This is a genomic window from Curtobacterium luteum, from assembly GCF_014646995.1.
GTDB classification, from domain to species: Bacteria; Actinomycetota; Actinomycetes; order Actinomycetales; family Microbacteriaceae; genus Curtobacterium; species Curtobacterium luteum.
Map to the genome: position 1 here is coordinate 484,190 of NZ_BMOI01000001.1, position 19,242 is coordinate 503,431.

A 19,242-nucleotide genomic window follows, 5' to 3' on the forward strand; every position below is an offset into this window, starting at 1 on the left:
AAGGCCTGCATGCGCATCCTCGTGTGGCACGTCCACGGCGGCTGGATGGACGCGTTCGTCCGCGGCCAGCACCGGTACCTCGTGCCGACGACCGCGGCCCGCGACGCCGACGGCCTGGGGCGCGGCGGCCGGGACTGGCCGGACTCGGTCGTCGAGATCGCGCCGGAGGACGTCGCCGACGCCGAGGTCGACGTGGTCGTCCTCCAGCGCACGGAGGAGCTCGAGGCAGCCGAGCGCCTGCTCCGTGGCCGATCGGTCCCGATCGTCTTCGTCGAGCACAACGCGCCGCGGGTCGACGTCCCGGACAGCCGGCACCCGCTCCGGGACCGGGACGACCTCCGCATCGCGCACGTCACGCACTGGAACGCCCTCATGTGGGACTGCGGCACGACCGCCACGACCGTCGTCGAGCACGGCGTGGTCGACCCCGGTCCGCTGTACACCGGGGCCGTGGAGCGCTTCGGCGCCGTCATCAACGAACCGGTCCGCCGTGGCCGGGTCGTCGGGACGGACCTGCTCCCCCGCTTCGGGGCTGTCGCCCCCGTCGACCTGTGGGGCATCGGCACGGAGCGCATCGGAGCGCTGGGGTTCGGCGACCGCGTGACGGCGCTCGGGGACGTCCCGTCGGACCCGATGCACCGGGCGCTCGCCGAGCGCCGCGCGTACGTCCACCCGAACCGCTGGACGTCGCTCGGGCTCTCGCTGATCGAGGCCATGCACATGGCGATGCCCGTCCTCGTCCTGGCGACGACCGACGCCCCGCGCACCGTGCCCGCGGACGCCGGCGCGATCGCGACCGACGTCGAGGAGCTGGTTCGCGCCTCCAGGCTGCTGCTGGAGGACCCGGACGAGGCGCGGCGACGCGGGGCGGTCGCACGGGAGGCCGCGCTGGAGCGCCACTCGCTCGCACGCTTCACCGCTGACTGGGACGACCTGCTCGACCGGGCCGTCACCGACCACCACCGGACCGCGCGCGCTGCGCGACGGGACGGCGCGACCGAGGTCGCGCTGGAAGGGAGCGCCCGATGAAGATCGCGATGGTGTCCGAGCACGCGAGTCCGCTCGCGACCCTCGGCGGCGTCGACGCCGGCGGCCAGAACGTCCACGTCGCCGAGCTGTCCGGGGCCCTGGCGGACCGCGGCCACCAGGTGACGGTGTACACGCGACGCGACGCAGCAGACCTGCCCGTGCGTGTCCTGCTCCGACCGGGTGTCGAGGTCGTCCACGTCGACGCCGGTCCGGCCCGGACGGTGCCGAAGGACGAGCTGTTCCCGTACATGGGGACGTTCGCCGCCGTCCTCGCGGCTGAGTGGTTCGTCGACCGTCCCGACGTCGTGCACGCGCACTTCTGGATGTCCGGCCACGCCGCGCTCGAGGCCGTCGCCCAGGTCCAGGCGCGGACCGGCGGCGTGCGGATCCCCGTCGCGCAGACCTTCCACGCGCTCGGCGTCGTGAAGCGCCGCCACCAGGGTTCCGCGGACACCAGCCCGGCCGAGCGCGAGTGGGTCGAGCCCGCCGTCGGGCGGAGCGTCGACCAGGTCGTCGCCACCTGTTCGGACGAGGCGTTCGAGCTGAAGGCCCTCGGCGTCCCGCTGCAGCGGATCTCGGTCGTGCCGTGCGGCGTCGACGTCGAGACCTTCCGGCCGGACGGACCCGTCGAGGAGCGGGGCCGCACGCACCGGGTCCTCACCGCCTCCCGACTCGTGCAGCGGAAGGGCGTCGGCACGACGATCGCCGCCGTCGCCGCACTCGTGCACGAGGGCCGGGACGTCGAACTCGTCGTCGTCGGCGGGGCCGGCGTCGCCGGCGCCGACCTGCCCGACGACCCGGAGTACCAGCGCCTCGACGCGCTCGCGCGCTCGCTCGGGATCCGCGAACACGTGCACTTCCGCGGCCAGCTCGGTCAGCACGACATGCCCGCGGTGTACCGGAGCGCCGACGTCGTCGTGTGCGCGCCCTGGTACGAGCCGTTCGGGATCGTGCCGCTGGAGGCGATGGCGTGTGGTCGCCCGGTGATCGCGTCGAGCGTCGGCGGACTGATCGACACCGTCGTCGAGGACGCCACGGGGCTGCACGTGCCGCCCCGCGACGAGGAGGCCGTCGCGACCGCGATCGGCACCCTCCTCGAGGACCCCGAGCGTCGTGAGGCGTTCGGAGCCGCCGGACGCGACCGCGCCGTGGCCCGGTACACGTGGCAGAAGGTCGCGGCCGAGAGCGAGCGCGTGTACGACCGGCTCATCGCCGGCGGCGGCGCGGTCGCCGACACCCGTCCCAGCGCTCGTCGCTCCCCCCGTCGCACCGCGACCACCGAGAGGACCGCTCGATGACCATCTCCCCCACCGAGACCGCCGGGACCACCGGCGCCGCTCCGGCGGGCACGACGTCGGACAGCGTCCGTGTCGTGCGCGACCACGTCGCCGCGTCCGTCCCCGTCATCGCGTCGCTCGTGGACCACGGCGACCACATCGCCGCCTGGGCCGACGACATCGCGACGCGCCTGGTCGCCGGACGGCGGCTCCTGGCCGCGGGCAACGGCGGGTCCGCGGCCGAGGCGCAGCACCTCACGTCCGAGCTGACCGGGCGCTTCGACGGGGATCGTCCCGCGTACTCCGCGATCTCGCTGCACGCGGAGACCTCGGCCGTCACCGCGATCGGCAACGACTACGGCTACGACGAGGTGTTCGCCCGCCAGGTCCGCGCGCACGCCCGCGCCGGCGACGTCGTCGTCCTGCTGAGCACCAGCGGCAAGAGCCCGAACCTGCTCCGTGCCGCCGAGGCCGCACGGGCGGTCGGCGCGTTCGCGATCGCGATGACCGGCTCGCAGCCGAACCCCCTCGCCGCGGCCGTCGACGACGCGATCTGCATCGACGGCCCCTCCGCGAACGTGCAGGAGGCGCAGCTCGTGCTCGTCCACGCCCTCTGCCGGGCGATGGAGCCGGCCCTGCGCCGCGGAGCACGCCGGTGACCGGCGGTCGCTCGGGCGGCGCGGCCCGCGCCGGTGCCCGTCGCATCGTCGTGGTCGGGGACACCCTGCTCGACGTCGACGTCTCGGGCACGAGCGAACGGCTCAGCCCCGACGCCCCGGTGCCCGTCGTCGACGTCCGCACCGACGACCGCCGCGCGGGCGGTGCCGGCCTCGTGGCGACGATGCTCGCGAAGGACGGCCACGACGTCACCCTCGTGACCGTGCTGTCCGACGACGGCCGCGGCGACGAGATCCGCGACCTCCTGCCCGGGGTGCGCGTCGTCGCCGGGCCGTCCGGCGCCCCGACGCCCGTGAAGACCCGGGTCCGTGTCGTCGACCACGCCCTCGTCCGGATCGACGAGGGATGCGCCACACCGCCCGTCCCCGAGGTCACCGCGGCGATGACCGACGCGCTCGCCGAAGCCGACGCGGTCATCGTCGCCGACTACGGCCGCGGGGTCGCGGCCGCCCCGGCAGTGCGCGCCGCGCTCGAGGCGGTCGCCGCGCACACCCCGGTCGTCTGGGACCCGCACCCCAAGGGCGCCCAGCCGGTGCCGGGCACGACCGTCGCGACGCCGAACACCGCCGAGGCCCGGGCCTTCAGCGGTCTCGGCGGCGAGGGCGTCCCGTTCGCCACCGACGCCGCCGGAGCCCTGCGCGAGGCGTGGGGCACGGACGCCGTGGCGGTCACGATGGGCGACCGCGGCGCGCTCGTCGCCTCGGCGTCCGGCAGCCGCTTCGTCCCCGCCCCCTCGACGACCGCGGGTGACCCGTGCGGTGCCGGCGACCGGCTCGCCGCCGGGGTCGCGGTCGCCCTCGCCGAGGGTGCCGGACTCGCCGACGCGGTCGCCGCCGGGGTCGCCGACGCCTCCGCGTACCTCGCGGCCGGCGGGGTCAGCGCGCTGTTCGCCGACCGCGGCGCCGAGCCCGTGGCGGTCCCCGGCACCGACCGGGACGCGCTCCGGCTCGTCCAACGGGTCCGGGCCGACGGCGGCACCGTCGTGGCCACCGGTGGCTGCTTCGACCTCCTGCACGCGGGGCACGCCCGCACGCTGTCCGCGGCCCGCGCGCTCGGGGACTGCCTCGTGGTGTGCCTCAACTCCGACGCGTCCGTCCGGGCGCTCAAGGGTCCCGAACGGCCGATCATGAGCCAGGACGACCGCGTCGAGCTCCTGCTCGCGCTCGACTGCGTCGACGCCGTCGTCGTGTTCGACGAGCACACGCCCGACGAGGCGCTCCGTCGCTTCCGGCCCGACGTCTGGGCGAAGGGCGGCGACTACGACGCCGCCGACCTGCCCGAGGCCGCCACGCTCGCCGAGTGGGGCGGGCGCGTCGTCACCGTGCCCTTCCACCCGGGCCGCTCCACCACCCGTCTCGCCGCCGCGCTCGCGCACGTCGGCTGAGCGGCGCACGGGTCCGTCCCGACGGGTCCGTCCGCGCCCACCCTCCACGAAAGGAACCCCATGCCCGTCCCCACCACACCGATCGGCCGTGTCCTCGTCACCGGCGGCGCCTCGGGCCTCGGAGCCGCGGTCGTCGCCGCGGTCGCCGAGGCCGGCGGCACGCCCGTCGTGCTCGACCTCGCCGTCGACGCCGTGCCGGAGGGCGTCGACGCCGTCACGGTCAACGTCACCGACACCGCCGCGACCGAGCAGGCGGTCCGGGACGCCGCGGAGCGCCACGGCGGCCTCGACGCGGTCGTCACGGCCGCCGGCATCGACAAGCCCGCGCCGATCGGTGGCATCTCCTCCGGCGACTGGGAGCGCATCGTCGCGGTGAACCTGCTCGGCACGGCCGCGGTCGTGCGGGCGGCGCTCCCGGCGCTCGAGGCGACGCACGGCCGGGTCGTGACGATCTCGTCCTCGCTCGCCCTGCGCGGCGTCGGCGACGGCACCGCCTACTCGGCGTCGAAGTTCGGCGTCCGTGGTTTCTCGCAGGCCCTGGCGGCGGAGACCGGCGGTCGCATCGGCGTGACGAACGTGATCCCGGCGGGCATGCGGACGAACTTCTTCGCCGACCGGACGGAGCAGTACAAGCCCGGTCCCGACGCACAGCTCATCGAGCCGGAGTACGTCGCGAACGCGATCCTCTTCGCGCTCGCGCAGCCCGCGGGCTGCGAGATCCGCGAGCTGTCGATCATGCCGGCCACGGAACCGAGCTGGCCGTAGGCGGTCCCGACGACGGACGGGCGCGCCCCGCTCAGTGGCAACGCGGAGCGTTGTGCGGGGCGCGCCGACCGAGCCTGCGAGGGAGGACGGTGCCGGACGGCACCGCGCCTCCCGTCCGTCCGGGGTCGCGTCAGCGACGCGTGGTCGTGGCGCGGCGCGCAGGTGCGGTGCGGCGCGCACGTGCGGTGCGCAGGTGCGGTGCGCACGTGCGGTGCGAGGTGGTGCAGAAGCGGCGCGGCGGTGCGGTGTGGCGCAGGCGCGGCACGGCGCGCACACATGGTGCGAGGTTCCACACACGGTGCGACGCCCGAACCCTCGCACCGTGTGTGGAACCTCGCACGGTGCAGCCGGGCGGGTGGCGCCAGGACGAGTCCTCGCACGGTGCGGGGTCGCGTCAGCGCCGAGTCCGGGGTCGCCTCAACGACGCGTCCGGGGTCGCCTCAGCGACGCGTCGCCGTGGCGAGCAGGTCGGCCACGTCCGCCAGGACCGCCTCGGGGGTGACCTCGTCGACGAAGGACGGGTCGTGCTCGCAGCGCTCGGCCGTCCACCCGACCTGGGTGACGTCGATGCCGCACACCGGGCAGCGCGTGACGAACGACATGTGGACCCGGTGCCGTCCCCGGTCGACCGGTCCGGCGTTGACGACGTTGCCGAACCAGAACACGCCCACGGTGGGTGTGCCGACCGCGACCGCGAGGTGCCGGGGGCCTGAGTCGTCGCCGACCATCACGTCGGCCGCGGCCAGCACCACCGGCAGGTCGGCGAGGGGCAGCGTCCCGACGAGGTCGTGGAGCCGGTCGGTGTCGCCGACCGCTGCACAGATGGCGTCCGCCGCCGCACGGTCCGACGCGTCGCCGACGAGCACGACGTCGTCGCCCGCTGCGAGCCGAGCGCGGACGACCGCGGCGAACCGGTCCGGGCTCCAGCGTCGGCGCGGGTCGGTCGCTCCCGGGTGCATCGCGACCAGACGGTCGGTGACACCGAGGCGTGCCCGCGCATCTGCCCGCTCCTGCTCGGCCACGGTGACACGCGGGTCGAGCGTCACGGGCGCGGCGCCGGCGAGCGACACGACCTCGAGTGCGCGGAGGACCTCGTGCTGGTAATAGACGTACCGGACCCAGCGTTCGAGGACCTCGGCGTCCTCGGTCGCCGTGCCGACCGTGTGCCGCGCGCCCAGGCCGAGCAGGAACGGGTTGGAGTTCCGGCCGCCGCCGTGCAGCTGCACCGCGAGGTCGAACCGCCCGCGGGTCCGCTCGTCGAAGTCCGCACGGCTCGGTGCACCGTCGCCGCCGTCGCGGACGCCCGGCACGACCGGCAGTTCCTCGAACGCGTGCACGGCGCCCGTCCGACCGGACAGGACGGCCGGGGCGACGGGCGTCCCGAGCAGCGTGATCCGTGCGTCGGGGTAGGCGGCGGCGAGGGCGTCGAGCGCCGGGACCGCGAAGAGCAGGTCGCCGAGGCCGCCGCCCCGCAGGACCGCGATCTCGCGGACGTCGTCGAACCGGGGACCACCGTTGCCGATCAGCTGCACCCCTCCGTGTCTACGCACCGGACCCGACCGTCCGCGAGGGGATGGACGAGAAGCGCGGTCCCGTGACCGCGTCCAGCGCAGGGGGAGGAACGTGCGAGTCCCGCACGGAAGGACCCGCATGACCCTCGCCCCGACCGACCCCACTGCGCACCTCGTCGTGACCGACCCCGTCGACGGCACGGTGGCCTCGACGACGCCGCGCTCGTCCGACGAGGACGTGCGGCAGGCAGTCGCCCGTGCCCGTGCCGCCGCGCCGGGCTGGCGACGGACCGCTCCGGCCGAGCGTGGTGCCCTGCTCCGCGCCGCCGCCGAGCACCTCCGGGAGCACGCGGACGAACTCGCCACGCTGAACACCCGTGAGACGGGCAAGGTGCCCGGTGACGCGCTCGGCGGTGTCGAGGCGGGCGTCGGGACGCTGCTGCAGTACGCCGAGCTCGGGCCGGTGCACCGCGGCGAAGCCCTCCGCGGCCAGCACGGTGCCGCGGACTGGACGGTGCCGCACCCCCGCGGGGTCGTGCTCGCGCTGACGCCGTGGAACGACCCGGTCGCGGTGGCGTGCGGGATCCTCGGGGCCGCGATCGTCACCGGCAACACCGTCGTGCACAAGGGGTCCGAGCGCTGCCCCGCGACCATCGCCCGACTCAACGAGCTCCTCGCCGAGGTGCTGCCGGAGGGCGTCCTCGTCGGCGTCGACGGCGACGCGGCCACCGGCGAGGCCCTGCTGGCGCAGGACGGCATCGACGTCTACGCGCACGTCGGCTCGACCGCCACCGGCGACCGGCTGAGCGAGGTCGCCGCCCGGACCCGCGCGCACGTGGTGCGGGAGAACGGCGGCAACGACGCCGTCGTGGTGGACGCCGACGTCGACCCGGTCTGGGCCGCGTCCCAGGTCGCCCTCGGTGCCTTCGCGAACACCGGCCAGATCTGCACGAGCGTCGAACGCGTCTACGTGCACCGTGCGGTCGCCGTCGCCTTCGTCGCCGCACTCGTGGTCGAGGCCGACGCCCGGACCGCCGCTCCCGCGGCCCAGTACGGCCCGCTGGTCGACGAGCGGATGCGGGACGCCGTGCACCACCAGGTCCGCGACGCCGTCGAGCGCGGAGCCGTCCTCCGCACCGGGGGCGTCGTGCCGGACGGCCCCGGCTCGGCGTACCCCGCGACCGTCCTCACCGGCGTGGCCGACGACATGCTCGTGATGACCGAGGAGACGTTCGGTCCGGTCGCACCGGTCCGGGTCGTGGACTCGTTCGACGAGGGTCTCCGACTGGCGGCGGCGGACCGGTACGGCCTCGCCGCGACGGTCCTGACGGCGGACACCGGCAACGCCCTCCGTGCCGCGGCCGAGCTCCCCGTCGGGACCGTCAAGGTGAACGCCGTCTTCGGCGGCGCACCGGGCGGCAGCGCCGAACCCCGTGGTGCCTCCGGGTCCGGGTTCGGCTACGGCCCGCACCTCCTCGACGAGCTGACCACCACCACGGTCGTCCACCTCGAGCCCGCCGGCGGTGCACGGTGACCGCCGACGTGCGGCTCGTCCGCGAGCTCGTGGGGCGCATCGACGACCGCGAGCCCCTCGTCGTCGTGATCGGCGACGGCATCCTCGACCGGTGGACGGTCGGCGAGGCCGAACGGGTCTCGCGCGAGTCCCCGGCGCCAGTCGTCCGCGTCACGGAGAGCATCGCGGTGCCCGGCGGCGCCGCGAACACCGCCGTGAACGCCCGAGCGCTCGGCGCCCGTGTCCGCATGGTCGGCTACGTCGGCGACGACGAGTCCGGGCGGGTGCTCCGCGACCGCCTGGCCGCGGCAGGTGTCGACACGACCTTCCTCGTCGAGGTGCCCGGCGCCCGGACCACCACGAAGGACCGCGTCGTCGGCGGCGACCGGATGGTGGTGCGGGTCGACGACATCGCCGCTCCCCCGGACGCCGCCGCGCGCTCGCGGTTCTCGGAGGCCGTCGCCCGGGCCGTCCGGTGCGCGGACGCCGCCGTGGTGTGCGACTACGGCCTCGGCGTCGACCCGGAGAACGTCGTCCCGATGCTCGACCGCGACCGGCCCGCCGCCGTCGTGGTGGACGCGCACGACCTCGCCCGCTGGGCGGCGCTGCACCCGGACCTCGTGACGCCGAACGCCGGCGAGGCGGCGGCGCTGCTGGCCCGCGCCCACCGGGACGGTCTCGCCGCGGGCCACGTGCCGCACGACCTCGGGCAGGGATCGGCCCGGGTCGCCGCCGTGGTGGGCTCCCGGGAGGCGATCCTCGCCGTGACCGGGGCGCACGCCGCCGTGGTCACCCTGGACCGCGACGGGACGGTCCTGCTGGAGGCCGGCAGCGACCAGGGGTTCCGCACCCGCGCGACCCCGGCCGCCGAACAGCAGGCGTCCGGCGCCGGTGACACCTTCTGCGCCGGTGCGACCGTCGCGCTGGCCGTCGGTGCGCCCCGTCGTCAGGCGGTCGCGTTCGCCCAGGCGGCGGCCGACGTCGTGGTCCGCGAGGCCGGCACCTCGGTGTGCTCCGCCAGTGCCCTCGTCGCGTCGGTCACCGCACCCGCCGAGACCGTCGTCGACCACGACGAACTCGCCGACGCAGTGGCCGCCGCCCGCGCCGTCGGACGTCGGATCGTGTTCACCAACGGCTGCTTCGACGTCGTGCACCGCGGGCACACCACGTACCTGCGGCAGGCGAGCGAGCTCGGCGACCTGCTCGTCGTCGCGCTGAACGACGACGACTCGGTGCGGCGGCTGAAGGGACCGGAGCGGCCGATCAACACCGCCGAGGACCGCGCCGGGGTGCTGGCCGCCCTCGCCTGCGTCGACCTCGTCACGGTCTTCGCGACCGACACCCCGATCCCGCTCCTCCGCCGCATCCGGCCGGACGTCTACGTCAAGGGCGGCGACTACTCCCCCGAGATGCTCAGCGAGACCGCGGTGGTCCGCGAGTACGGCGGTGAGGTCGTCATGGTCGACTACGTCGCGGAGCACTCCACCACCGCCGTGGTGCGCCGCATCCGCGAGTCGTCGTGACCGCGCGCTGGTCCGGCGACTGGGCGCGGCCCCGGGTCGACGGGGCAGCGCCCGAGGTCGACGTCCTCGTGCCGACCGTCGGTCGGTCCGCCGAGCTCGCCACGACGCTCGCCGGGCTCGCGGCCCAGGTGGACGTCGACCTGCGCCTCGTGCTGAGCGACCAGTCGGTGGACGGGGACGCCGCCGCCCGGCCGGCGGTCGCCGCGATGGTCCGCGTCCTGGAGGCGCAGGGCCGGCCCGTCACGCTCCTCACGCACCCGGGTCGGCTGGGACTCGCGGAGCACCGGCAGTTCCTGCTCGACCACGCCACCGCACCCGCGGTGCTGTTCCTCGACGACGACGTCTGGCTCGAGCCGGGCACGGTCCGCCGGATGCTCGACGCCCTGCGCTCGCTCGACTGCGGGTTCGTGGGGTCGGCCGTGCAGGGGCTGTCGTACCTGGCCGACCGACGTCCGGCCGAGACAGCGGTGTTCGAGCCGTGGGCGGACGGTGTCGAACCGGAGGTCGTGCGTCGCGGGACCCCGGCCCACGACCGGTGGTCGCTCCACAACGCCGCGAACCTGGCGCACGTCGCCTCCGACCTCGGTGTGGAGCAGGGCGGCTGGGTGCCCTACCGGGTCGCCTGGGTCGGCGCCTGCGTGCTCTACGACCGGGAGCGACTCGACTCGGCGGGCGCGTTCTGCTTCTGGCCCGAGCTCCCGCCGCAGCACGCCGGCGAGGACGTCGTCGCCCAGTGGCGGGTCATGGAACGCTTCGGCGGCGCGGGCATCGTCCCGTCGGGCGCGGTGCACCTGGAGTCGCCGACCACGGTGACGGACCGCCGGGTCGACGCGCCGGACGTCGTGTTCCACTGAGCCGGGCGTGTCGGCCCGCTGCTCGAGGGGCGGGGTGGGGTGGTCAGCCGCCGATCTCGACGTGCTGCCCGGCGTCGTCGAGCTCGAGCTGCACCACCGACCGGGCACGCTCCACCCACGCGCTCTCGGCGCAGCCGATCCACACCGACGTGCAGGGCTCGCACCCGACGACGCACCACTCGCCCGCCCACGCGGTCACGGCCTCGGCGAGCACCTCGCCGTGGTCGGCGAACGCCAGCGTCGCCACGCGGGACGCCCTGGTGCTCCGGACCAGCCACGTGACGGCGACGCCGGGCGGCGCGGGGAGGATGCGGACCTCCTCGTCGACGGCGACCTCGACGAACACCTGGCCGTACGCGTCGTCCGGCAGCTCGAGGAGCTGCCGGCGGATCTCGGGGAGGTCCCGGGCGCTGCCGGCGACGAGGACGCGCTCACTGGGCTGCCGCCGGGTCCGTGCCATGGCGCAACGGTAGGGCACCGATCACCGCCGGACAAGGGGAGCGGGCTCGGAACCCGCCAGGGGTTCCCCGAGTTCGTGCTCGAGGAAGCCCCACATCCACTCCAGGGCGACCGCGTTCGTGAGTCCGGGGACGCCCTGCTGGATCTGCGTCGCGACGCCGTCGCTGTACGCGGCGAGCTTGAGCGCGACGACCTCGGGTTCCGCGGACGGCGTGAACACGCCGGCGTCGACGCCCCGGCGGACCGCCCGGACCAGGCAGGCCTCCCACACCCGGATCCGCTCGGCGTACTCGGCCGCGACCTCGGGGCGACGAACGACGGCGGTCCAGTAGTCGGACCAGATCCGCCAGTGCTGCCGGACCTCCTCGCGTTCGGCGAAGAGGGGTTCGACGAGCATCCGCACGGCCTTGACGGGGTCGGGTTCGGCGTCGACGGCGTCGACGATCGCGCCGTAGAAGCGCTCGGTCTCGAGCACGACGACCTCGTTGAGGATCTCCGCGACGCTGCCGAAGTGGTACGTGACCGTGCCGACCGAGACTCCGGCCTCGGCGGCGATGTCCCGCAGCCCGGTCGACCCGACGCCGCGGCGCACGATCACCTCGCGGGCGGCGGCCACGATCATCGCCCGTCGGACCTCGGGGCGCTGCCGCGCACGGACGGAGCCGGACACCCCGGCGGGCGGCCGCGCGTCGGACCCCCCGGGGCCCCCGGTCGACCCGGACGACCGCGCGGCGGACCCCCCGCTCACGCGGACGTCCTCGGGACGTCGTCCACGAACGTGTGCTCGGCGACGAGCACCTCCGGCGTGTCCTCGTCACCGTCGCGTGCCCACGCCCGCACCGTGTTCTCCACCCGGAACGCATCCGCCGTGGCGGTCAGTTCCGAGGCGGTCTCGAGCCGTGCGCCCCACGTCGTGGTCGCGAGGCCGATCGACCACCGCGACGACGCCCGGGCGCTCGTCGGGTCCCCGGTTCGGATGCGGTAGGTCTCCCGGGCATCCTCGGTGAACACCAGCCCGTCGGGGTAGACCCGTCCGCCGCCGTACCCGGGGTCGACGTCGAGCGTCCACTCCCCCGTCTCGACGTCGTGGGTGACGGTCCGCTGCGGCAGGGCCTCCGCCGGGGCGACCCGTGCGATCGCGAGCGGGGTCGACCGTTCCGGCTCCCCGAACCGCACGTCGTCGTCGGTCGCACGCGTCCAGACCGGCAGGCGGACGACCGAGGACGCCGGGTCGATCGTGAGCGTCGGCGAGGTCCCGTGCGGCCACACCCACGGCCAGTACGACGTCGACACCGCGATCCGGACCCGGTGCCCGACGGCGAACCGGTGTCCGGTCGAGACGAGCCGGACCGGCAGCACGGTCGGTTCCCCCGGGACGAGCGCGTCCGCGCGGTCCATCCCGCGCCGACGCGCGGCGTTGAGCACCCCGCGCGTCACGAGCGTCGAGGCGCCGTCCGGGGCGACGTCGCACAGGCGCACCACGACGTTCGCCCGGGTGGCGTCGCTCGTCACGGCCAGGTCGACCGTCACCGTGCCGAGCAGGTCGAAGGCCTCCTCCACGGGGAGGTCGAAGCACATCGAGCGGCCGTCCTCGGCGCGCTGGTCCGGCGGCAGGTCGGTGGCGTTCCCGAACGGGAAGAACCGACCCGCGTCGACGCCGGTGTGCTCGGGCGAGCGGGCGACGAGCGGACCGTCGCCACCGCCCCGGGTCGAGGACAGTGCGACCGTCCGCGGGGTGGTCGCCGCCGACGGCCACGCCTCGGCGCCGACCCAGCGGCCGCGCCGCTCCGCGTAGTACGTGGCGGGCGCTTCGCCCTCGTTGATCCACGCCCGCAGCGCCGGGTCCTGCTCCACCCCGGTGTCGACGCCCCGGAGCCAGCGGTCCCACCAGCGCAGGGTCTCCTGCAGGAAGCCGATCGACGGTCCCGGCGCGAGCCCACGGTCCGGGTACTGGTGCGACCACGGGCCGACGATCCCCTTGACCGGCGCGTCGACGTGCTCGACGAGCCGCAGCACGGCGTCGCGGTACGGGTCCGCCCAGCCGCCCACCGCGAGGACGGCGGCCCGGATGTCCCCGTACTCCTCGGCGGCGCTGCCGTGGCGCCAGTAGTCATCGCGCTCCTGGTGGGACAGCCACACGGGCGTCATCGGACGGTTCCGCTCGAGCCGTTCCGCCCAGCGCGCGACCCAGTCGGCGCCGACCACCTCCGGCCGCGGCGGACGCGAGTTGAACGCGAACATCGTCGCGCCCCACGCGGCCATGTCGATGCCGAGCACCGCCCCGCCGGCGTAGTGCACGTCGTTGTCGTACCGGTCGTCGGTCGAGCAGACGGTCACGATGGCCTTGAGGGCAGCCGGTGCCCGGGCCGCGAGCTGCAGCGCGTTGAAGCCGCCCCACGAGATGCCGAACATTCCGACGGCGCCCGTCGACCACGGCTGCCCGGCGAGCCACGCGATCACGGCCTCGCCGTCACGGAGCTCCTGCTCGCTGTACTCGTCGTCGAAGAACCCGTCCGAGGACCCCGTCCCGCGGATGTCGACCCGCACCGAGACGTACCCGTGCTGGGCGTACCAGGGGTGCCGCTCCGAGTCCCGTGGCGCCGTCCAGTCGTCGAGCCGGTACGGCAGGTACTCGAGCAGCACCGGCAGCGGTCCCGAGGACGCGGTGGGCGACCAGATCCGGGCGTGCAGTCGCACCCCGTCGGGCATCGGGATCCACTCGTCGCGGACGGTCACCCCGTCCGGCAGCGACGACGGGTCGCCGATCGCCGTGAACCACGCGCTCACGCGTCGTCCCCTTCCGTGGTGGTCCAGTTCCGGACCTGGTGGCCGTCGCCGTGGCCGGTCCAGCCGTCGGCGTGCCGCCACCGCTGCACGCCGTCGTCGACGTCGGGCAGCTCGGTGCTGCCCGGCTCGAGCGTCGCCGCCAGCAGCGTCGCCGTGTAGGGGCGGTTCGGGCCGCGGAACACCGCCTCGGTCGGACCGACCTCGACGATCCGGCCGCCGGTCATCACCGCGACCCGGTCCGACACCCCGCGGACGACCGCGAGGTCGTGACTGATGAAGAGGCAGCTCAGACCCCGCTCCCGCTGCAGGTCCGTCAGGAGCGCGAGGATGCCCGCCTGCACCTGGACGTCGAGTGCCGTGGTGATCTCGTCGGCGATCACCAGACGCGGCTCGGCGGCGAGGGCCCGGGCGATCCCGACACGCTGCCGTTGCCCGCCGGACAGCTGCGCGGGCAGGCGGTCGGCGAACTCCGGTCCGAGGCCGACCAGGGTGAGGAGCTCCCCGACCCGCTCCCGCGACGACGCCCCGGTGAACAGCCGGAGTGGCCGGCCGATCGCCGCGCCGACCGTGCGTCGCGGGTTGAGCGACGTGTCCGCGTTCTGGAACACGAGCTGCACCGCGCGGCGGAGCTCGGGCGAGCGCTCGGCCACCGGCGCCGCGAGGTCGCCCGAGACGGTGCCGTCATCGAAGGAGAACACGCCGGACTCCGCGGGCACGAGCCCCGCCAGCGCGGTCGCGAGGGTCGACTTCCCGCTCCCGGACTCGCCCACGACCGCGAGGGTCTCCCGCGGTGCGATCGTGAACGAGACGCCGTCCACGGCGGCCGGCAGGCCACGTCCGTGGCGGATCACCAGGTCGTCGGCCGCCACGATCGGACGGACGCCGTCGGGAGGCCCGGTGTGCGTGCCGTCGACCGGGACCGTCCCCGGGACGGTGGCGTCGTCGGCGGGGCGATCCGTGCCTCCCCCCGCCGGCACGGCCGACCCGCCGCTGACGCGTCGATCCGGGACCGGCGACGCGGGCCCGGGCCGCCGTCCGTCCGGGACCGCGGACAACAGGGCACGCGTGTAAGGGTGCTGCGGCGCGGCGAAGAGCGCCGCGGTCGCGGCGTGCTCGACGATCGACCCGTCGTGCATGACCGCGATCTCGTCGGCCATGGCCGACACCACGCCCAGGTCATGGCTCACGAGCAGGACGGCCATGCCGAGCTCGCGGCCGAGGTCCGCGACGAGGTCGAGGACCGCTGCCTGCGTGACGACGTCGAGCGCCGTGGTCGGCTCGTCGAGCACGAGCACCCGGGGCCGCGCGGCCACGGCCATCGCGATCGCGACTCGCTGCTGCTGACCGCCCGACAGCTGGTGCGGCCAGCGCCGGACGATCGTCTCCGGCGACGGCAGCCGGACGAGACGGGCGAGTTCGGCGACCCGGTCCGGGCCGTCGGGCTCGCCGTGCGCCCGGAGGGCCTCGCGGATCTGCTCCCCGATCCGCATCGACGGGGTCAACGCCTGGCCCGCGTTCTGCGCGACCACCGCGACCGTGCCGCCGCGGAGGGCCCGTCGCCCGGCCACCGACAGGGCGAACACGTCCGCACCGGCCACCCGGACACTGCCGCGCTCGACGACCGAGCCGGCGCGCAGGTGCGCGAGGAGGGTGCGAGCGACGGTGGACTTGCCGCTGCCGGACTCGCCGACGAGCCCCAGGGTCCGGCCCGCCCGGATCGAGAAGCCCACCCCGCGCACGACGGGGACCGTGCGGGCCCCGGCAGCGTACGAGATCGCGAGGTCGTCCACCTGGACCACGGGGACCGCGCCGGCGTCGCCCGCCGCGGTCGAGGTCACGGTCGAGGTGCTGGTCATGCGGCGGCTCCTTGCTTCGCACGGTCGACGCCGAGGGACTTCGCGAGCCCGTCCGCGGCGAGGTTCAGCCCGACCACGAGGGTGGCCAGGGCGACGATCGGTGCGAGGGTCCCGAGCGGCACGACGGTGAGGGCCGTCCGGTTCTCCTGCACCATGAGACCCCAGTCCGGCGTCGGCGGGTTCGCCCCGAAGCCGAGGAAGGACAGCGAGGCGACGAGCAGCACGATCCACGAAGCGCGCATCGCGTACTCGACCAGCACGACGTCGAGCACGTTCGGGAGGATCTCGCGGAACACGATCGACAGCGGGCGCTCGCCGCGGGCGCGTGCCGCGGTGACGTAGTCCTGCGTGATCACGGTCCTCGCGGCACCGCGGACGACGCGGGTGACCGCGGGGGCGTACACGACCGTGACGGCGAGCACGATCACCCAGAGTCCGGCGTCGAACACGGTCACGACCACGAGGAGCGCGAGGATCGACGGGACGCTGAGCAGGGCGTCGACGACCCGCATGACGACCTCGTCGAACCAGTTGTCCGCGTACGCGGTCGTGCAGCCCAGCACGGTCCCGACCGCGACGGCGGTGGTCGTCGCGAGGAAGGTGACGAGGAGCGCGTACCGGCCGCCGTTCAGGGTGCGGGACAGGACGTCGCGCCCGTACTGGTCGGTGCCGAGCCAGTGCGTCCACGTGGGTCCGGCGAGCACGTCGGCGGCGTTCGTCGCCACCGGGTCGTGCCCGGCGATCACCGGTGCGAGGAGCGCGAGCACCAGGTGCAGGGCGATCAGCCCCGCACCGATCGCGAGGGCGGTGGAGCCCCGGAGCGGCGCGAGCAACCGACCGGTCGTCCCCGGACGGAGCACGCCACGGGGGCGCGGTGTGACGGCGGTCATGCTGCGGCCTTCCGGGAGGGTCGGGTCACGGCGCTGCCGGTGCTCCGGCGGCGCACGCGGGTGCGGCGCTGCCGGGTGCGCAGCTTCGGGTCGAGTGCGAGCGCGACGAGGTCGGCGACGAGGTTGCAGACGACGTAGGCGACGGCGCTCAGGAGCGCGATCGCCTCGATGGTGGGGAGGTCGCGGTCGTACACGGACTCGAGCATGAGCTTGCCCATGCCCGGGTAGTTGAAGACGTTCTCCACGACGACCACGCCGCCGAGGAGCCACGCGACGTTCAGCGCGATGACGGTCAGGGTGGGCAGGAGTGCGCTCGGGAGCGCGTGCTTCCACACGACGCGGCGGATCGGCAGGCCCTTCAGCTCCGCGGTGGTCACGAACTCGGACGCCATCACGTCGATCGTCGACGACCGCGCCGTCCGGACGATGTAGGCCGCCATCGCGAGGGTGAGCACGGTGATCGGCAGCCAGATCGTCGGCAGGAGCTCACCGACGGTCGCGTCGCTGCCGCGCAGGACGACGGCGGGGAACAGCGGCAGGCCGATGGCGAAGCAGAGCACGAGCACGGTGGCGACCATGAACTCCGGGACGCTCATCACGACGAGGCTCACGACCGAGACGACCCGGTCGGTGGTGCGGCCGCGCCGGACACCGGCGACGACGCCGAGGAACAGCGAGAGCGTGACGCCGACGAGCATGGCGGGCACGGCGATGAGCATGCTGTTCCGGAACGCGGTGAACAGCGTCGGCGCGACGGGCGACCCGCTGACGAGCGAGGTGCCGAAGTCGCCGTGGACCGCGCCGCCGAGCCACTCGAGGTACCGCAGCCACACGTTCCGGTCGAGGCCGAGCGACGCGCGGAGCTGCTGCACGGCCTCGGGCGTGGCGTTCTGCCCGAGCAGCTGCTGCGCGACGTCGCCGGGCAGCGCCTGCACCGCGAGGAACACGAACAACGACGCGAGCACCACCGTGAGGACGGCGATCCCGAGTCGGCGGAGGACCGGGACGAGGACGTCCATCGGTCTGGTGGTGGAGGTCATCGTCGCAGTCCGATCCGGAGCCAGTCGAACTCGAAGCCGTACTCCGAGTAGTTGACGACGTCCCGGGACAGCCCCACCAGGCGGTCCCCGAACATCGGGGTCATGTCGGCGCCGTCCTCGACGACGAGTCGCTGGGCGTCCTGGTAGAGCGTCAGGCGCTTGGCGTCGTCCATCTCGGCGCGGGCGTCGTCGAGCAGCGCGTCGAACCGTTCGTTCGACCACGCGCTCTCGTTGTAGGAGGACCCGGACCGGAAGATCTGGTTCAGCAGCTGGTCGATCGGGCGCCCGGTGAACCAGTAGCTCACCATCAGGGGCTTCTGCATCCAGATCTGCGTGTAGTACGAGTCGGAGCTGGCGTTCTTCACGGTCAGGCGGATGCCCGCGTCCGCGACGGCGTCACGGTAGGCGACGGCCATCGGGGTGAAGACCGACTCGTAGCTCGACGTGTAGATCGGTGCACGCAGGTCCGACCGCCCGGCGTCCTTGAGCAGCGCCTTGGCCTTGTCCGGGTCGTACTCGCGGTGGTCGTCCACGAAGGCGGCGAGCTGCGGCGGCACGGGGTTGTCCCATCCAGGCGAACCGGTGCCCTGCAGCGCGGTCGCCACGATCGCGCGCGGGTCGTACGCGAGCTTCATCGCCCGGCGGACGCGCGGGTCGCGGAACTCGTCGCTGGTCGCGAGCATCGGGATCGTGTACCACTGCGCGTTCTCGGAGCGCGCGATCGTCGCCCGGTCGGAGGCCGCGACGACGCGGGCGGTCGCGAAGTCGAGGTTCGTCTGCGAGATGAGGTCGACCTGCCCGGCGAGCAGCGCGTTCACCCGGGCGGTCGTGTCCTGGACCGAGAAGAAGTCGACGCCGTCGAGCGCCGGACGCCCGGCGAAGTGGTCGTCGAAGGCCTCGACGCTGCCGGCGCCGGCCGGGGTGAAGGACGACAGCCGGAACGGTCCGGTGCCGATGCCGGTGCGACTGATGTCCGCGATCGCCGCCGCGGGCACGATGTAGCACTGGTACGCGGTGAGGAGCGACGGGAACTCGGCGTTCGGCTTCGTCAGGGCGAAACGGAGCGTGTGCGCGTCGACGGCGGTCATCGACCGGGCGTCCATCACCTCGCCGAGGACCCCGGCCTGCGGGCTGGCGGTCTCCTCGTCGAGGATGTGCTGGATGCTCGCGATCGCGTCGGCGGCGGTGAACCCGGAGCCGTCGTGGAACCGCACGCCACGGCGCAGGTGGAAGGTCCACTCGGTGCCGTCGGCGTTCGCGGACCACTCCTCTGCGAGGTCCGGTACGGTCCGTCCCTGCTCGTCGAGCTTCACCAGCCGGTTGTAGAGCGCGCCGAGGTACTCGTAGGCGGACAGGGACCCGGCGGAGTCGAGCGTCTCGGCCGCCGACGCCGCCGGACGCGCGACCCGGAGCCGTCCGCCACGCCAGGCGGTCCCGGTGGCCGCGGTTCGCGGGAGGTCTGCGGGCCCGGCGCTCGCGCCGCTGCTGCAGCCGGTCAGGGCGAGCAGGCCGAGACCGGCGATGCCGGCCGCGCCGGTGAGGAGCGTCCGACGGCTCGGGCCGCCGTCGTTCCGGGGTTCGTGGACGATGGGCTGCATTCGGAGTGGCCCCTCCTGGTAATCGTTCCGGTGAACGATAAGGGAGGTCGGCCGATCCCCCAAGCCCCCGTCGGAGAG

16 protein-coding genes are annotated in these 19,242 nt (G+C 74.6%); 8 read left to right on the plus strand and 8 right to left on the minus strand.

The features are described from left to right. The first annotated feature begins 9 nt into the window (after positions 1-9). Genes IEY20_RS02125 through IEY20_RS02145 form a run of 5 tightly spaced genes read left to right on the plus strand, consistent with a single transcriptional unit; the run spans position 10 to position 5,133 of the window. On the plus strand, positions 10-1,029 hold the full coding sequence (locus tag IEY20_RS02125; protein WP_175329275.1) for a glycosyltransferase: 1,020 nt from the start codon (positions 10-12) through the stop codon (positions 1,027-1,029). After that, positions 1,026-2,327: a glycosyltransferase gene (locus IEY20_RS02130; protein ID WP_175329276.1), complete on the plus strand. Its 1,302-nt coding sequence runs from the start codon at positions 1,026-1,028 to the stop codon at positions 2,325-2,327. Before IEY20_RS02125 ends, IEY20_RS02130 begins: the two co-directional genes overlap by 4 nt. Next, positions 2,324-2,965 carry a D-sedoheptulose-7-phosphate isomerase gene (locus tag IEY20_RS02135; RefSeq protein ID WP_217504422.1) on the plus strand — a complete coding sequence of 214 codons (642 nt, stop codon included), beginning with the start codon at positions 2,324-2,326 and terminating at the stop codon, positions 2,963-2,965. The genes IEY20_RS02130 and IEY20_RS02135 overlap by 4 nt, the downstream gene beginning before the upstream one ends. Further along, on the plus strand, positions 2,962-4,368 hold the full coding sequence (locus tag IEY20_RS02140; RefSeq protein WP_175329277.1) for a PfkB family carbohydrate kinase: 1,407 nt from the start codon (positions 2,962-2,964) through the stop codon (positions 4,366-4,368). Before IEY20_RS02135 ends, IEY20_RS02140 begins: the two co-directional genes overlap by 4 nt. A gap of 60 nt (positions 4,369-4,428) precedes the next feature. Then, a complete protein-coding gene (locus IEY20_RS02145; RefSeq protein WP_175329278.1) occupies positions 4,429-5,133 on the plus strand; it encodes an SDR family oxidoreductase in 705 nt (234 codons plus the stop codon). Positions 5,134-5,573: 440 nt separating this feature from the next. On the opposite strand, the gene IEY20_RS02150 is transcribed toward IEY20_RS02145, so the two are convergent. Continuing rightward, positions 5,574-6,665 (minus strand): glycosyltransferase family 9 protein, encoded by a 1,092-nt coding sequence (locus tag IEY20_RS02150; protein WP_229727813.1) that lies wholly within the window; start codon positions 6,663-6,665, stop codon positions 5,574-5,576. Positions 6,666-6,783: 118 nt separating this feature from the next. Here IEY20_RS02150 and IEY20_RS02155 point away from each other — a divergent pair, with 118 nt between their 5' ends. From IEY20_RS02155 to IEY20_RS02165, 3 genes are read left to right on the plus strand one after another with little or no spacing between them, the layout of a single operon-like run. Further along, positions 6,784-8,178 (plus strand): aldehyde dehydrogenase family protein, encoded by a 1,395-nt coding sequence (locus tag IEY20_RS02155; protein ID WP_175329280.1) that lies wholly within the window; start codon positions 6,784-6,786, stop codon positions 8,176-8,178. After that, entirely contained in the window at positions 8,175-9,680 is a 1,506-nt protein-coding gene (gene rfaE2 / locus IEY20_RS02160; protein ID WP_175329281.1) for a D-glycero-beta-D-manno-heptose 1-phosphate adenylyltransferase, read from the plus strand. Before IEY20_RS02155 ends, rfaE2 begins: the two co-directional genes overlap by 4 nt. Next, a complete protein-coding gene (locus IEY20_RS02165) occupies positions 9,677-10,534 on the plus strand; it encodes a glycosyltransferase family 2 protein (protein WP_175329282.1) in 858 nt (285 codons plus the stop codon). Before rfaE2 ends, IEY20_RS02165 begins: the two co-directional genes overlap by 4 nt. Positions 10,535-10,577: 43 nt before the next feature. Here IEY20_RS02165 and IEY20_RS02170 read toward each other — a convergent pair whose 3' ends face one another. From IEY20_RS02170 to IEY20_RS02200, 7 genes are read right to left on the minus strand one after another with little or no spacing between them, the layout of a single operon-like run. Further along, positions 10,578-10,994: an SIP domain-containing protein gene (locus tag IEY20_RS02170; protein WP_175329283.1), complete on the minus strand. Its 417-nt coding sequence runs from the start codon at positions 10,992-10,994 to the stop codon at positions 10,578-10,580. Between the two features lie 21 nt (positions 10,995-11,015). Then, positions 11,016-11,741 carry a TetR/AcrR family transcriptional regulator gene (locus IEY20_RS02175; RefSeq protein WP_229727814.1) on the minus strand — a complete coding sequence of 242 codons (726 nt, stop codon included), beginning with the start codon at positions 11,739-11,741 and terminating at the stop codon, positions 11,016-11,018. Continuing rightward, complete coding sequence (locus tag IEY20_RS02180) at positions 11,738-13,780, minus strand: CocE/NonD family hydrolase (RefSeq protein WP_022904063.1); 2,043 nt, start codon at positions 13,778-13,780, stop codon at positions 11,738-11,740. The genes IEY20_RS02175 and IEY20_RS02180 overlap by 4 nt, the downstream gene beginning before the upstream one ends. Beyond that, complete coding sequence (locus IEY20_RS02185) at positions 13,777-15,636, minus strand: dipeptide ABC transporter ATP-binding protein (RefSeq protein WP_175329284.1); 1,860 nt, start codon at positions 15,634-15,636, stop codon at positions 13,777-13,779. The genes IEY20_RS02180 and IEY20_RS02185 overlap by 4 nt, the downstream gene beginning before the upstream one ends. Next, on the minus strand, positions 15,633-16,526 hold the full coding sequence (locus tag IEY20_RS02190) for an ABC transporter permease (RefSeq protein WP_022904061.1): 894 nt from the start codon (positions 16,524-16,526) through the stop codon (positions 15,633-15,635). The genes IEY20_RS02185 and IEY20_RS02190 overlap by 4 nt, the downstream gene beginning before the upstream one ends. Continuing rightward, positions 16,523-17,566: an ABC transporter permease gene (locus tag IEY20_RS02195; RefSeq protein WP_031273695.1), complete on the minus strand. Its 1,044-nt coding sequence runs from the start codon at positions 17,564-17,566 to the stop codon at positions 16,523-16,525. The genes IEY20_RS02190 and IEY20_RS02195 overlap by 4 nt, the downstream gene beginning before the upstream one ends. Then, positions 17,563-19,164 carry an ABC transporter substrate-binding protein gene (locus IEY20_RS02200; protein WP_188888863.1) on the minus strand — a complete coding sequence of 534 codons (1,602 nt, stop codon included), beginning with the start codon at positions 19,162-19,164 and terminating at the stop codon, positions 17,563-17,565. The genes IEY20_RS02195 and IEY20_RS02200 overlap by 4 nt, the downstream gene beginning before the upstream one ends. Between the last annotated feature and the right edge of the window lie 78 nt (positions 19,165-19,242).

Bases quoted from the DNA above. Each gene is read 5' to 3' on its own strand.
- IEY20_RS02125 (WP_175329275.1), top strand. From the start codon at position 10: ATGCGCATCCTCGTGTGGCACGTCCACGGCGGCTGGATGGACGCGTTC.
- IEY20_RS02130 (WP_175329276.1), top strand. From the start codon at position 1,026: ATGAAGATCGCGATGGTGTCCGAGCACGCGAGTCCGCTCGCGACCCTC.
- IEY20_RS02135 (WP_217504422.1), top strand. From the start codon at position 2,324: ATGACCATCTCCCCCACCGAGACCGCCGGGACCACCGGCGCCGCTCCG.
- IEY20_RS02145 (WP_175329278.1), top strand. From the start codon at position 4,429: ATGCCCGTCCCCACCACACCGATCGGCCGTGTCCTCGTCACCGGCGGC.
- IEY20_RS02155 (WP_175329280.1), top strand. From the start codon at position 6,784: ATGACCCTCGCCCCGACCGACCCCACTGCGCACCTCGTCGTGACCGAC.
- IEY20_RS02170 (WP_175329283.1), bottom strand. From the start codon at position 10,994: ATGGCACGGACCCGGCGGCAGCCCAGTGAGCGCGTCCTCGTCGCCGGC.
- IEY20_RS02185 (WP_175329284.1), bottom strand. From the start codon at position 15,636: ATGACCAGCACCTCGACCGTGACCTCGACCGCGGCGGGCGACGCCGGC.
- IEY20_RS02190 (WP_022904061.1), bottom strand. From the start codon at position 16,526: ATGACCGCCGTCACACCGCGCCCCCGTGGCGTGCTCCGTCCGGGGACG.
- IEY20_RS02195 (WP_031273695.1), bottom strand. From the start codon at position 17,566: ATGACCTCCACCACCAGACCGATGGACGTCCTCGTCCCGGTCCTCCGC.
- IEY20_RS02200 (WP_188888863.1), bottom strand. From the start codon at position 19,164: ATGCAGCCCATCGTCCACGAACCCCGGAACGACGGCGGCCCGAGCCGT.